The 12,676-nt window shown below is 68.4% G+C and carries 10 protein-coding genes and 1 tRNA gene; 8 read left to right on the top strand and 3 right to left on the bottom strand.

Annotated features, from left to right (window positions below):
- Positions 1-15 precede the first annotated feature (15 nt).
- The 4 genes from ACF8ME_RS09155 (at position 16) to ACF8ME_RS09140 (ending at position 2,536) form a co-directional block, all read left to right on the top strand.
- Positions 16-507, top strand: a complete 492-nt coding sequence (locus ACF8ME_RS09155) for a plastocyanin/azurin family copper-binding protein (protein WP_133074156.1) — start codon at positions 16-18, stop codon at positions 505-507.
- Positions 508-541: 34 nt separating this feature from the next.
- Positions 542-1,051 (top strand): DUF411 domain-containing protein, encoded by a 510-nt coding sequence (locus ACF8ME_RS09150; RefSeq protein WP_252651668.1) that lies wholly within the window; start codon positions 542-544, stop codon positions 1,049-1,051.
- Between the two features lie 15 nt (positions 1,052-1,066).
- Entirely contained in the window at positions 1,067-1,459 is a 393-nt protein-coding gene (locus ACF8ME_RS09145) for a copper-binding protein (RefSeq protein ID WP_016452437.1), read from the top strand.
- A gap of 66 nt (positions 1,460-1,525) precedes the next feature.
- Positions 1,526-2,536, top strand: a complete 1,011-nt coding sequence (locus ACF8ME_RS09140) for a P1 family peptidase (protein ID WP_392416108.1) — start codon at positions 1,526-1,528, stop codon at positions 2,534-2,536.
- A gap of 6 nt (positions 2,537-2,542) precedes the next feature.
- On the opposite strand, the gene ACF8ME_RS09135 is transcribed toward ACF8ME_RS09140, so the two are convergent.
- The 3 genes from ACF8ME_RS09135 to ettA form a co-directional block, all read right to left on the bottom strand.
- Complete coding sequence (locus ACF8ME_RS09135; protein WP_133074155.1) at positions 2,543-3,688, bottom strand: FAD-dependent monooxygenase; 1,146 nt, start codon at positions 3,686-3,688, stop codon at positions 2,543-2,545.
- 170 nt (positions 3,689-3,858) lie between these two features.
- Entirely contained in the window at positions 3,859-6,447 is a 2,589-nt protein-coding gene (locus ACF8ME_RS09130) for a DUF1631 family protein (protein ID WP_392416106.1), read from the bottom strand.
- A 60-nt stretch (positions 6,448-6,507) separates the two neighbouring features.
- Positions 6,508-8,169 carry an energy-dependent translational throttle protein EttA gene (ettA, locus tag ACF8ME_RS09125; protein ID WP_016449924.1) on the bottom strand — a complete coding sequence of 554 codons (1,662 nt, stop codon included), beginning with the start codon at positions 8,167-8,169 and terminating at the stop codon, positions 6,508-6,510.
- A gap of 267 nt (positions 8,170-8,436) precedes the next feature.
- Here ettA and ACF8ME_RS09120 point away from each other — a divergent pair, with 267 nt between their 5' ends.
- From ACF8ME_RS09120 to ACF8ME_RS09105, 4 genes are all read left to right on the top strand, one after another.
- Entirely contained in the window at positions 8,437-10,233 is a 1,797-nt protein-coding gene (locus ACF8ME_RS09120; protein WP_016452439.1) for a DEAD/DEAH box helicase, read from the top strand.
- Between the two features lie 239 nt (positions 10,234-10,472).
- Positions 10,473-12,230 (top strand): M14 family metallocarboxypeptidase, encoded by a 1,758-nt coding sequence (locus ACF8ME_RS09115; RefSeq protein ID WP_016449926.1) that lies wholly within the window; start codon positions 10,473-10,475, stop codon positions 12,228-12,230.
- An 85-nt stretch (positions 12,231-12,315) separates the two neighbouring features.
- Positions 12,316-12,392: transfer RNA gene (locus ACF8ME_RS09110), tRNA-Arg, on the top strand.
- A 105-nt stretch (positions 12,393-12,497) separates the two neighbouring features.
- Positions 12,498-12,629 carry a biotin/lipoyl-containing protein gene (locus ACF8ME_RS09105; RefSeq protein WP_082145284.1) on the top strand — a complete coding sequence of 44 codons (132 nt, stop codon included), beginning with the start codon at positions 12,498-12,500 and terminating at the stop codon, positions 12,627-12,629.
- Positions 12,630-12,676 lie beyond the last annotated feature (47 nt).

Raw genomic sequence — 12,676 nt, 5'->3', positions numbered from 1 at the left:
TCCAAGGAGTCCCTCATGAACACCTTTGCCCTCCTCCTCGCCACCGCACTGCTTGCCGGCCCCGCTGCCGTCTTCGCCCATGGCAGCGAAACCCACGATGACGCTCCCAAGGCCGCCGCGGTCAAGGAGCAAAAGCCCTGGGGCATCGCCGGCGATGCCTCGGCCGCCCGGCGCACCATCACCCTGGACATGAGCGACAACATGCGCTTCACGCCAGAGCGCATCAGCGTCAAGCGCGGCGAGACGGTGCGCCTGCGCGTGGCCAACAAGGGCCAGGTCATGCACGAGATCGTGCTGGGCACGCCGGCCTCGCTGGACGAGCACGCGCAGATGATGCTCAAGTTCCCCACCATGGAGCACGGCGAGCCCTACATGGCCCATGTCTCGCCCGGCCAATCCGGCGACCTGGTCTGGAATTTCAACCGCGAAGGCAGCTTCGACTTTGCCTGCCTCATCCCCGGCCACTACCAGGCCGGCATGCGCGGAACCATCACCGTGACGCAATGAGCGCGCCACTTCTTCCCCCCTTCAGGAGCACCCCATGAAACATGAACGCATGGCATCCGCCCACCCGCGCCGCAGTGCGCTGCGCCGCATGGCCCTGGCCTGCACGGCATTCGCCGCCCCTTCGCTATGGGCGGCTGCACCCACGGCCCGCATCCCGGTCGAGGTCTGGAAGGACCCCAACTGCGGCTGCTGCCAGGACTGGGTGGTGCACATGGAGCGCAACGGCTTTGCCGTCACCGTGCACGACACCGGCAACAGCGCCGTGCGCGCCAGGCTGGGCATTCCGGCGCGCCTGGGCTCCTGCCACACGGCCCTGGTCGAAGGCTATGCGCTCGAAGGCCATGTGCCTGCGGCCGACGTGCACAAGCTGCTCAAGCAAAAGCCCAAGGCGGTAGGCATTGCCGTGCCCGGCATGCCCGTGGGCAGCCCCGGCATGGACGGCCCCGAGTACGGCGGCCGCAAGGACCCCTACGAGGTGCTGCTCATCACCAAGAACCTCATGAACAGCGACGTTTCCACCCGCACCTTCACCAGCTACCGCTGAACCCCGGAGCACACCATGCACAACACAGTCCTCCTTGTTTCCCGTACGTCCCGTACCGCCCTTGCCGTGCGCCTGGCCCTTGCCGCCGCGCTGATCCCGGCCTGGGCCTGTGCCCAGGCCACGGCCCACGACCATGCGGCGCATGGCGCGCAATCTGCCGAAACCGCACCCGCCGCCGCCAGCCAGGACCTCAGCGAAGGCGAGGTCACGCGCTGGGATGCACGCACCAGCAAGGTCACGCTGCGCCACGGCGAACTCAAGAACCTGGGCATGCCGCCCATGACCATGGTCTTCCAGCTGCGCGTGGCAGCACCCGAGCCCGCCCTCAAGGCGGGCGACAAGGTGCGCTTTCGCGCCGAGCAGGACCAGGGCGCCTTCGTGGTCACGCAGCTGGAAGTGCTGCGCTGAAGACCGGGTGCAGGGCTGCCGTTTCGGCTAAGGTGAAGGCCTGTCCATCACAGAGCAGAGCAGCGCATGCCAAGCACCGACTCAGACCCCGGCTCCATCACCCGCGTACAGGGCATCGAGGTAGGCCACCACACCGATGCCCGCCGGCCCACGGGCTGCACCGTCGTGCTGGCGCGCGGCGGCGCCGTGGGGGGCTGCGATGTGCGTGGCGCCGCCCCCGGCACGCGCGAGACCGACCTGCTGCATCCCTCCAACCTGGTGCAGCAGGTGCATGCCGTCATGCTCTCGGGCGGCAGCGCATGGGGGCTGGACGCGGCCAGCGGCGCCATGCGCTGGCTCGATGAGCAGGGCATAGGGCTGGATGTGGGCGTGGGCCGCGTGCCCATCGTGCCGGCCGCCGTGCTGTTCGACCTGGCGGTGGGCGACAGCCGCATCCGCCCGGGTGCCGATGCCGGCCATGCGGCCTGCCAGGCCGCCAGCGCCGCGCGGCCTGCCGAGGGCAATGTGGGCGCCGGCATGGGCGCCTGCGTGGGCAAGGTCTTCGGCATGGATCGCGCCATGAAGGGCGGCATCGGCACGGCCTCGCTCACCGTGCACGGCGTCACCGTGGGCGCGCTGATCGCCTGCAATGCCGTGGGCGATGTGGTCGATCCCCACAGCGGCGTGCTGCTGGCCGGCGCGCGCAGCCCCGATGGCCGCCAGCTGCACGACACCTGCCGTGCCTTGCTGCGCGGCGAAGAGCCCCGGCCGCTGCTGGCAGGCACCAACACCACCATCGGCGTGGTTGCCACCGATGCACGCATCACCAAGGCCCAGGCCCAGCGCCTGGCCGTGGTGGCCCATGACGGCCTGGCACGCGCCATACGACCCGTGCACACCATGAGCGATGGCGACACCCTGTTCGCCCTGGGCACGGGCCTGGCCGAGCAATCGCTGGGCATGCTGACCCTGTCCGCCATGGCCGCCGAGGCCGTGGCCCTGGCCACGGTGCGCGCCGTGCTGGCCGCGCAGTCGCTGACCACGGCCGAAGGGCTGGAGCTGCCCTGTGCCAGGGAGCTGGCCGCCTGCCGGCCCTGACCGGGTTCAGGCCTGCAGTGCCACCGCCCAGGCGTCGTAGCCGTAGACGCCATCGGCATTGCCACCGGCGCGCAGCCAGTTGTTGCCGCGCGAGCCGATCTGGATCTCGCTGGTGCGCTGCATGCGCATGGCCTGGTAGCGCGCCAGGGCAGCGGGCACCTGCTGCGATCCCTGGGCAGCGTCCAGGTTGCGCGCCAGCACCACGGCATCCTCGATGGCCATGCCCGCACCCTGGGCCATGAAGGGCATCATCGGGTGGCAGGCATCGCCCAGCAGCGTGACGCGGTCCTGCGACCAGGCCGGCAGGGGATCGCGCTCGTACAGCGCGGTCTTGAGCACCGTGTCGCAGGCGTCGAGCAGCGCACGCGCGTCGGGATGGAAATCGGCATAGAAGCCGCGCAACTCCTCGACGCTGCCCGGCGTGGTCCAGGATTCCTCGTGCCACGATTCCTGGGCCGTGGTGGCAAAGATGAAGGTATCGCGCCCCTGGTTCAGCGGAAAGGTCACGATCTGGCTTTGCGGCGTGGCGCCCCACCATTTGGTGAAGGCCTGGATGTCGGGCACATGGCGCACGCGCTCGGTAGGCACCACCGCGCGGAAGGCCACCACGCCCGTGAAGCGCGGGCTTTCGGCGCCGAACAGGGCCGCACGCACCACGGAGTGGATGCCGTCCGCGCCAATGAGTGCGTCCAGCCCGGCCACTTCGCTGCCATCGGTGAAGGCGATGTCCACGCCTTGCCCCGTCTGCGTGATCTGGCTGGCGCGCTTGCCCAACTGCACCTGGTCCAGCGGAAAGGCATCGGCCAGGGCCGCCAGCAGGTCCGCGCGGTGGATGGTGAGCTGGGGCGCGCCGTATTTGCGCTCGGCCTCGTCACCCATGGTCAGGCGTGAGGTTTCCTCGCCCGTGTCCCAGTTGCGGCTGATGCGGTGCGTGGGCCGTGCGGCGCTGGCACGCACGGCGGCGGCGATGTCGGCGCCCAGGCCATCGAGGGCGCGCACGGCATTGGGCGTGAGGTTGATGTCCGCGCCCACGCGCAGGAACTGCCGGCTTTGCTCGAACACCAATACTTCATGCCCTGCCTGGTGCAGCGCATTGGCTGCCGCCAATCCGCCAATGCCTGCTCCGACGATGCCTATCCTCAAACGCGCCATGGTTCCTGTCTCCTGCTGGTGGGGTCTATTCGGTGGTAATGCGCCCCGTGATCCGGGGCGCATCGATGCAGGACATTGTCTTTTTGACGCGCCTCAAGCCTCAACCTCCGCAACGCCCGAATTGGGCACGATTCGTCCCCATCGGCGCCGGCGCATGTCCGGCAGGCGCCTCAGTCCACGCGCCGCAGCTGCCCTTGCGCCAGCAGCTTGTCGCGCATGCGGCGCGTCATGGACTGGGTGCTGCCATCCGTGGCCGTGAACAGGAACAGCGTCTGCTGCGGGCTGACCCAGGTCAGCTGGGTGCGGATGCGCTGCCGGGCATTGGACAGCTCCACCCAGGTGCCCAGCGCCCAGTCCTCGGAGACCACGGGCGCCACAGGTTCAGGTGCAGGTGCAGGTGCCACGGATGTCGCATGCGGCGTCACCTGGGGCCCGGCAGGCTCGCCAGGCATCCTGGTCGGCGACGCCGCAACGGCCGGGGGGGCAGGCAGCTCGTCCTGCAGCGCCTCGGGCAGCTCCAGGTCCTGCTCGGTCAGGGTGGCCATCTCGTGCGCCATATCGCTCGCCATGGGCTGCGGCACATCCAGCGGCACCGGCATGGAGGCCGCCACGCCGAACAACGACTGTGGCAGGCGCGCTGCCGAGGAGCCGGGCCTGGCCTGGCCGGGCCCGGCAGCATCGAACCGGGAAGGCAGGGACGCCAGCACCGAGTCCGACCCATAGACGGTGGGCGGCACGGAGTCCAGATAAATATCCACGCTCTCTATGGGCTGGCGGACCACACCGGCATCCAGCGCATCCTGGTGCAGGCCGGCCAAGCGCGCGGCAAAGGCCTGGATCTCCTCCTCCGTGCGCCCCACGCTGCGCAGGCCGGCGCGCAGCCGGGCCTGCAGGCGCGGCGCCAGCGCCACCAGCCGGTCGGTATCGCGGCCGGCGTGTGCGGACACGCTCCACAGCAGGCTGGGCACCAGGGCGAGGTAGCCGCCGGGGTCGCGGGCCTCGCTGCCGTCCACAGGCTCCTGGACGCTGGCAATCACCTGGGCCCACGGCCCCGTGGCGAATTCCAGGATGTCATCGGGTACGCCCTGGGCACTGGGCAGGCGCCGGATGGCGGCTGCGATCTGCTCGGCCCGGGGCATGGCGGTTTCCGGCCAGCGCGGGTCCGCACGCCGCCCTTCCACGCGCCGGAGCGCGGCCGAGACGGGGCCGGTCACCGTGCCATCTTCAGGCGCTTCGCTCGGGCCCACGGGCTGCATGCCGCTGCCGCCCCAACCGTCACGCAGCTGCTGCAGCACCGTGGCAAAGGCCGATGCATCGGCGCGCTGCAGGGCCGCCAGCCGCATGGCAGCGGAATCGGCCACCTGCAGGAACTGGCCATAGCCCGGTGCGGATTCACTGTCGAACCACAGGCTGCGCGCCGTCAGCTCGTCGAGCAGCTGGCGCGCAGGGTGATTGCGGTCCTCGAAAAAGCGCGTGTCCTGGACCACCAGCTGCTGCAGCAGCGGCTCCAGCCGGCCCACCGTGCGCTGCACGGAAGGCAGCAGGCGCGTGTCGGCGGCCATGAAGCGCATCATGCGCTGCAGCGTATGCAGCGCCGCGCCGTCGTCGGCGCGCGCGCCCGGGGGAGGCTCCTGCGGCTCCTGCGGCTGCAGGGCCTGCATCAGCTGCTCCAGCTGGGCCGAGTGGTGCTGCACGGACTCCAGCGCCATGCAGCTCAGCGAGGTCCAGCCTTCGGGCAGCGCCGCCAGCACGGTGGGTGCCGTCTCGCTGCCCTGCCAGGCGGTGGTCTGCAGCCGGCTTGCGCCGTCCATGGCCGGCGCAAACTGCCCGGGCACGGAATAGGCGGATGGTTGGGCCAGCGCCAGCATGGAAGAAGGCGCCGCAGCGGGCGCCTCGCGGTGTGAATCCATCCAGCGGGGGTCGGACAGCAGGGCGGCCACCAGGCGCCGCGTCAGCTCATCTTCCTGCGCCTGCTGGCCGAAGGCGCCGTAGGCGCGGCTCTGTGCCACGGCATCGCCATAGTGTGAAGGCGCACGCCAGCGGTTCGGCCCCGGCATGTCGGTCTGGCGCCGGCCCGGCTCGGGCGGCGGTGCCACGCCATAGGCGGCAGGCTGCACGCCCTGGTCGCGCAGGGACTGGGCCACATGGCCGTACTCGGATACCAGCAATGCGCCCAGATGCTCGCGCATGAAGCCCAGCCAGCAGGCGGCGCATTCGGGCTCGACCCCGGTGTCGTCGATCACGCGCTGCAGCGCCTGCACATAGTTGTGGGGCCTGAGCGGGTTGCGTTCGGGCTGGACACGGTCCAGGCCCTGGATGGCGCTGACCAGGGCATCGAGCTCGGCCAGTGCAATCTCCACCTGCGGCGCCACATGCTGCAGCAGGCGCTGGTGGGCCAGCTGCGACTGCAGCACGGAGTCATCCAGCAGGGAGAGGGAGGCGAAATCAGTGGTGCCGGGCACACCGGACGCCCCGGAGATGCCCGGCACCGGCGGCCAGGCGGCAGCGCCACCGGATTGGCCAAAGCATTCCAGCAGCGCCAGCCCATAGCCCTTGAGCATGGCGGCCCGGTGGCGCGCCAGCAATTCCAGCGCCTCGGGGATTTCAGCGCGGCGCGGCAGGCCGGAGCCAGGCAGCTCGGCCTGCTCCATGGCATGAGCCGTGCGCTGCAGCAGCCGCAGGATCAGCGCCTCCGAGCCGCGGACAGCCTGCACCAGGCAGGCCTGCAACGCGGCAACAGAAACGGGTGGAGGATTCATGGCCCGAAGAATACAGGCTCCAGCCCGTGCCGGAGGCGCTTTGAGGCTTGCCTTTGATGCTTACTTCAGTGCCTTGTAGCGCATGCGCTTGGGCTTGGCGCCTTCTTCGCCCAGACGCTTTTTCTTATCGGCTTCGTACTCCTGGTAGTTGCCGTCGAAATACACCCACTGCGAATCGCCTTCGGCGGCCAGGATGTGCGTGGCGATGCGGTCGAGGAACCAGCGATCGTGGGAGATCACCAGCACCGTGCCCGCGTACTCCAGCAGCGCATCTTCCAGCGCGCGCAGGGTTTCCACGTCCAGGTCGTTGGAGGGTTCGTCCAGCAGCAGCACGTTGCCGCCCTGGATCAGCGTCTTGGCCAGGTGCAGGCGGCCGCGCTCGCCGCCGGAGAGGTTGCCGACCTTCTTTTGCTGGTCCTGTCCGTTGAAGTTGAAGCGGCCTGCGTAGGCGCGCGAGGCCATCTGGAACTTGCCGACGTTGATGATGTCCAGCCCGCCCGAGATGTCTTCCCACACCGTCTTGTCGTTGGCCAGCGCGTCACGCGTCTGCTCCACATAGGCCATCTTGACCGTCTGGCCCACGATGACTTCGCCGGAATCGGCCTGCTCGCGCCCCGCGATCAGCTTGAACAGCGTGGACTTGCCGGCGCCGTTGGGGCCGATGATGCCGACGATGGCGCCAGCGGGGATGTTCATGGTCAGGTTGTCGATGAGCACGCGGTCGCCAAAGCTCTTGGTGACGTTGTTGAACTCGATGACCTGGGTGCCCAGGCGCTCGGCCACAGGAATGAAGATTTCCTGGGTTTCATTGCGCTTTTGGTATTCGAAATCGCTCAGTTCCTCGAAGCGCGCGATACGGGCCTTGGACTTGGCCTGGCGGCCCTTGGCGTTCTGGCGAACCCACTCCAGTTCCTTCTTCAGGGCCTTGGCACGGGCTTCCTCGCCCTTTTGCTCGGACTCCAGGCGGTTTTGCTTCTGGATCAGCCACTCGGAGTAGTTGCCCTTGTAGGGAATGCCGTGGCCACGGTCCAGTTCCAGGATCCACTCGGCAGCGTTGTCCAGGAAGTAGCGATCGTGGGTGATGGCCACCACGGTGCCGGTGAAGCGGTGCAGGAACTGCTCCAGCCATTCCACGGACTCGGCGTCCAAGTGGTTGGTGGGCTCGTCCAGCAGCAGCATGTCGGGCTTGGACAGCAGCAGCTTGCACAGCGCCACGCGGCGCTTCTCGCCGCCGGACAGCTTGCCGATCACGGCGTCCCAGGCCGGCAGGCGCAGGGCGTCGGCGGCGATCTCCAGCTGGTGCTCGGAGTCGGTGCCGGCAGCGGCGATCTTGGCTTCCAGCTCGCCTTGCTCGGCAGCCAGCGCGTCGAAGTCGGCGTCGGGCTCGGCGTAGGCGGCGTAGATTTCATCGAGGCGCGCGCGGGCCGCGTTGACTTCGGCCATGGCCTCTTCCACGGCCTGGCGCACCGTGTGCTCTGGATTGAGCTGAGGCTCCTGCGGCAGATAGCCGATGGACAGGCCCTGCATGGGCAGCGCCTCGCCTTCGAATTCCTTGTCCACCCCGGCCATGATCTTGAGCAGCGAGGACTTGCCAGAGCCGTTCAGACCCAGCACGCCGATCTTGGCGCCCGGGAAAAAGCTGAGAGAGATATCCTTCAAGATCTGCCGCTTGGGCGGCACGGTCTTGGTGAGGTGGTTCATCGAAAAAACGTATTGAGCCATTCTGGTCCGAGTACTTGAATCGTTGATTTCTGCAAAAACCGGGCAACAAATCGGTTGCACGCCAGCCGTGATTATCGGCGCATGCGACAATACCCTGCGTTGCGGGTTCCAGTTGCCCGTGACATCAGCATTCCAGCTGGGGACGATGGACGCTGTTTTCCAGGCTCCCGACATTGAACCTCATCCGCCTACGACTGGTCCGGCAACCGCCCTGGTTGCCTCGGCAGGCTGATACCCAGCGCCCCGGACGGGCGCATCTTTGATCACATGACATTTGAAGAACTGAATCTGGCTCCCGCCATTCTGAAGGCCGTGCTTGAGGAGGGTTACGAGAACCCGACTCCCATCCAGGCACAGGCCATTCCGGCGGTGCTCGCCGGCCACGACCTGCTGGCAGGCGCCCAGACCGGCACCGGCAAGACCGCGGCCTTCACCCTGCCCATGCTGCACCGCCTCTCGCAAGGCCAGGTGCCGCGCAACAAGTTCGGCGGCAAGGGCATCCGCGCCCTGGTGCTGACGCCCACGCGTGAACTCGCAGCGCAGGTCGAGGAATCGGTGCGCAGCTACGCGAAGTACCTGGACATCAACTCCACCGTCATCTTCGGCGGCGTGGGCATGAAGCCCCAGATCGACCGCATCAAGAAGGGCGTGGACATCCTGGTCGCCACGCCGGGCCGCCTGCTGGATCTGCAGCAGCAAGGCTTCATGGACCTGTCCACCGTCGAAGTCCTGGTGCTCGACGAAGCCGACCGCATGCTGGACATGGGCTTCATCCACGACGTCAAGAAGGTGCTGGCCCTGGTGCCCAAGGAAAAGCAAAGCCTGCTGTTCTCGGCCACCTTCAGCGACGAGATCCGCGACCTGGCCAACGGCCTGCTGCGCAACCCGCAGTCCATCCAGGTCACGCCCAGCAACACCACCGTGCAGCGCATCACCCAGGTGATCCACCCCGTGGGCCGCGGCAAGAAAAAGCAGGTGCTGCTGCACATCATCAACGAGAACAACTGGAGCCAGGTTCTGGTGTTCACGCGCACCAAGTTCGGCGCCAACAACGTTGCCGAATTCCTGACCAAGAACAACATCAGCGCCATGGCGCTGCACGGCAACAAGAGCCAGAGCGCACGCACCCAGGCACTGGCCGGCTTCAAGACCGGCGAGCTGCGCGCACTGGTGGCCACCGACATCGCTGCACGCGGCATCGACATCGATGAGCTGCCGCACGTCGTGAACTACGAAATCCCCAACGTCTCCGAAGACTACGTGCACCGCATCGGCCGCACGGGCCGTGCCGGGCGCGAAGGCCATGCCGTCAGCCTCGTGTGCATGGACGAAGAAGGCTTCATGATGGACATCGAGCGCTTCACCAAGCAGGAAATCCCCGTGCAGGTGCTCGAAGGCTTCGGCCCGGAAGAAGGCGAAGTGGCCGAACCCATCGCCATGGGCCGCCAGACCATCTGGGGCGGCGCGGGCAAGCCGCCCAGCCGTGACGTCATGCAGGCCGCCGCCAAGGCTGCGCGCCAGGAAATGATGGACCGCATCCGCACCAACAAGGCTGCCCAGCCCGACCGCGGCGGTCGTGCAGGCGGCCGTGGCCAGGCAGCACCCAAGGCAGGCTCGGACGAAGGCCGCTCCGAAGGCAGCGCAGGCGGCCAGGGCCGTGGCCGCAACCACGCCGGCGCAGGCGCCAACAACAAGCCGCGCCGCGACCGCTTCGACGGTCCGGGCAACGGCTCCGGCGCTGCTCACCGCCCCAAGGCAGGTCCCCAGAACGCCCCCCGTCGCGGCCCGCGTCCTGACGGCGAAGGCGGCGGTGGCCGTCGCTTCGACGACCAGCCCCCGCGCGCTGACGCCCACCTGGGCACGCAGCTCGGCCATGCACGCAGCAGCGGACCGCGCGGCGGCGCCGGTGGCGGCCAACCCGACCCGATGCGCACCAGCGTGGACACCATGGCCGAACGCGGCCGCCGCGGCGGCGGTGGCTTCAACCGCGGTGGCGGCGGCGGCGGTGGTGGCTTCGGCGGCGGTGGCCGTGGCGGCTCCTCGCGCGGCGGCTACGGTCGCTGACCTGCACTGAATACCCGACGTGCCAGGCGGCATACCGGGCATTGCACCAGCCCAAAGGGCTGCATCTCCCCGGGGCTGCAGCCCTTTTGCATTGCACAGATTGCGCCTTCAGCCGACAGCGCGCCGCAAGCCTGCATGGCTATCATCCCGATAGCATTGCGGCCTGCGGCGACTGAAGGCCGCACCCCTTTTCCCGGATTCCCCAAGATTCCCCACGACTGGTTCCTCAAGGCCACGCCATGACACTGCTGACTCCACCCGCCATACCCTCCAGCCAGCGCCCCGATCCGGAGCTGCCACAGGGCCGGCTGCGGTGGTCGGCCCTGGCATGCACCGCCCTGCTGGCCGCCTGCTCCAGCACGCCGCTGCCGCCCTGGCCCACGTCCTCCAAGCCCCAGGTGGCCACGCCCACCCGCCCGGCCCCGGAAATACCCGTGGTGCCCCAGGCGACCACGCAGCCGATCGCACCGGCCAACAACCTCGTCCCCCTGCCCTACAACGCGGCCGTGGCGGCGCGCTTCCCCGACCCGGCCACGCGCTATGACACGCCCGGCCTGGCGCCGCAGCGCAACCAGTTCACCACGGCCAGCGAACTGTCTTCCTGGCTGAACAGCCAGGCCAGCAAATCCCTGGGCCGCGACACGCGCCTGGGAATCGTGCAGCCCGGCAGCTCGCAGCGCGGCAGCCCCATCCAGGCCCTGGTGGCCACGCGCGCTCCCGGCATCCAGCCGTCGGCGCTGTATGACAGCCGCCGCCCCACGGTCATGCTCGTGGCCGGCCAGCATGGCGACGAGCCTGCAGGGACCGAGGCATTGCTCATCATTGCCCGCGAACTCGCTCCCGGCGGCCTGCTGGAGCCGCTGCTGCAGCAGATCAACGTGATCCTGGTCCCGCGCGCCAACCCCGATGCCGTGGAAGCCGGCACGCGCAATGCAGCCGATGGCACCGACATCGCCCATGACCACCTGCTCCTGAACACGCCGGAGGCCAAGGCCCTGGCCACGCTGGCACGCGACTACCGCCCCGTCGCCGTGGTGGACCTGCAGGAATTCCCGGCCGCCAGCATCTTCCTGCAGAAGTACCAGGCCATACAGCGCTACGACGCCCTGCTGCAGTATTCGGCCACGGCCAACCAGAATGAATTCGTGACCAAGGCTGCGCGCGAGTGGTACACGGCACCGCTGCGCACCGCGCTGTCGCAGGCCGGCCTGAGCAGCGACTGGTACTACACCACCAGCCAGGACCTGCAGGACAAGTCCATCTCCATGGGCAGCCTGGCGCCCGATTCGCTGCGCAACATCAGCGGACTCAAGAACTCGGTGGGCTATCTGGTCAGCAGCCGTGGCTCGGACCTGGGCCGCGCCCACATCCAGCGGCGCGTGCACACCCTGGTCACCGCCGCCACACGCATGCTGCATTCGAGCGCCGAGCGCGCCAAGGACCTCACCCAGGTGCAGGCCTTCGTGGCGCGCGAGACCGCCTCTCTCGCCTGCCACCAGCAACTGGCCGTCCAGGCCGAGCAGACGCCCGAGCAGCGCACGCTCACCATGATCCAGCCCGACACGGGTGCCGACCAGCAGGTGCGCGTGGACTGGAACGCCTCCCTGCAGGCCCGCACCACGCTGTCGCGCCCGCGCTCCTGCGGCTACTGGCTGTCCGCCAGCGCCCAGACCGCCGTGGACAGGCTGCGCCTGCTGGGCCTGCAAGTACTCAAGGTGGCCGAGCCCGGCCAGCTGCTGGCCGACTCGTACAACGAGGCCCGCTCGGCCACGCCCGCCAGCGGCGCCTATGCGCTCACGCGCGGTGCCGTCGAAGCACCCGTGGGCAGCTACTACCTGTCGATGAACCAGCCCATGGCCAATATTGCCGCTGCGGCGCTGGAGCCCGACACGCCCTACAGCTACCTCGCACGCGGCCTGGTGCCCACGCTGAGCGACATGGCGCGCGTGATGGCCCCCCCTTCGGTGGTGTTCGAGGAAGAAGAAGACGCCGAATGACGGCAAGGGCGCCAGGGCACGCCGCCAAGCCCTGAGCGCCCGCCCATTGCGGGTATGATCCGCGCTGGCCCGTCAGCGGCCATACCTGCCCGTAGCTCAACCGGATAGAGCAATTGCCTTCTAAGCAATAGGTCGGGGGTTCGAGTCCCTCCGGGCAGGCCATCCTGGCATCCCAAGAAATCCCAATAGATCCAAAGAAGTCCAAGAGCCCGCGCTGGTCTCGGGCTTCAGGTACATCCAGCTTAGGACGTTGTCCATCGGCCAGCGATGAAGATGGAGTTCCAGGTGGTAGCCAGTCAGGCAGGCAGGATTGCTGCCGCGCATTGCCAAGCTGGAAAGGCTGTGGCTGCGGGAGATGCGTTGATGGTGCTGGAAGCGTTACAACCGGCCGGCTCCTGAAGTCCTGTGCGGCATTCAAGGAGACCGACCTTTTCGCCAGCTATGCC

Source organism: Delftia sp. WSY_7, assembly GCF_043104845.1.
Lineage (GTDB): Bacteria > Pseudomonadota > Gammaproteobacteria > Burkholderiales > Burkholderiaceae_C > Comamonas > Comamonas tsuruhatensis.
Note: the sequence above shows the minus strand (reverse complement) of the source record. Positions and strands in the feature narration are given on the sequence as shown.

Bases quoted from the DNA above. Each gene is read 5' to 3' on its own strand.
- ACF8ME_RS09155 (WP_133074156.1), top strand. From the start codon at position 16: ATGAACACCTTTGCCCTCCTCCTCGCCACCGCACTGCTTGCCGGCCCC.
- ACF8ME_RS09150 (WP_252651668.1), top strand. From the start codon at position 542: ATGAAACATGAACGCATGGCATCCGCCCACCCGCGCCGCAGTGCGCTG.
- ACF8ME_RS09145 (WP_016452437.1), top strand. From the start codon at position 1,067: ATGCACAACACAGTCCTCCTTGTTTCCCGTACGTCCCGTACCGCCCTT.
- ACF8ME_RS09140 (WP_392416108.1), top strand. From the start codon at position 1,526: ATGCCAAGCACCGACTCAGACCCCGGCTCCATCACCCGCGTACAGGGC.
- ACF8ME_RS09135 (WP_133074155.1), bottom strand. From the start codon at position 3,688: ATGGCGCGTTTGAGGATAGGCATCGTCGGAGCAGGCATTGGCGGATTG.
- ACF8ME_RS09130 (WP_392416106.1), bottom strand. From the start codon at position 6,447: ATGAATCCTCCACCCGTTTCTGTTGCCGCGTTGCAGGCCTGCCTGGTG.
- ettA (WP_016449924.1), bottom strand. From the start codon at position 8,169: ATGGCTCAATACGTTTTTTCGATGAACCACCTCACCAAGACCGTGCCG.
- ACF8ME_RS09120 (WP_016452439.1), top strand. From the start codon at position 8,437: ATGACATTTGAAGAACTGAATCTGGCTCCCGCCATTCTGAAGGCCGTG.
- ACF8ME_RS09115 (WP_016449926.1), top strand. From the start codon at position 10,473: ATGACACTGCTGACTCCACCCGCCATACCCTCCAGCCAGCGCCCCGAT.
- ACF8ME_RS09105 (WP_082145284.1), top strand. From the start codon at position 12,498: ATGAAGATGGAGTTCCAGGTGGTAGCCAGTCAGGCAGGCAGGATTGCT.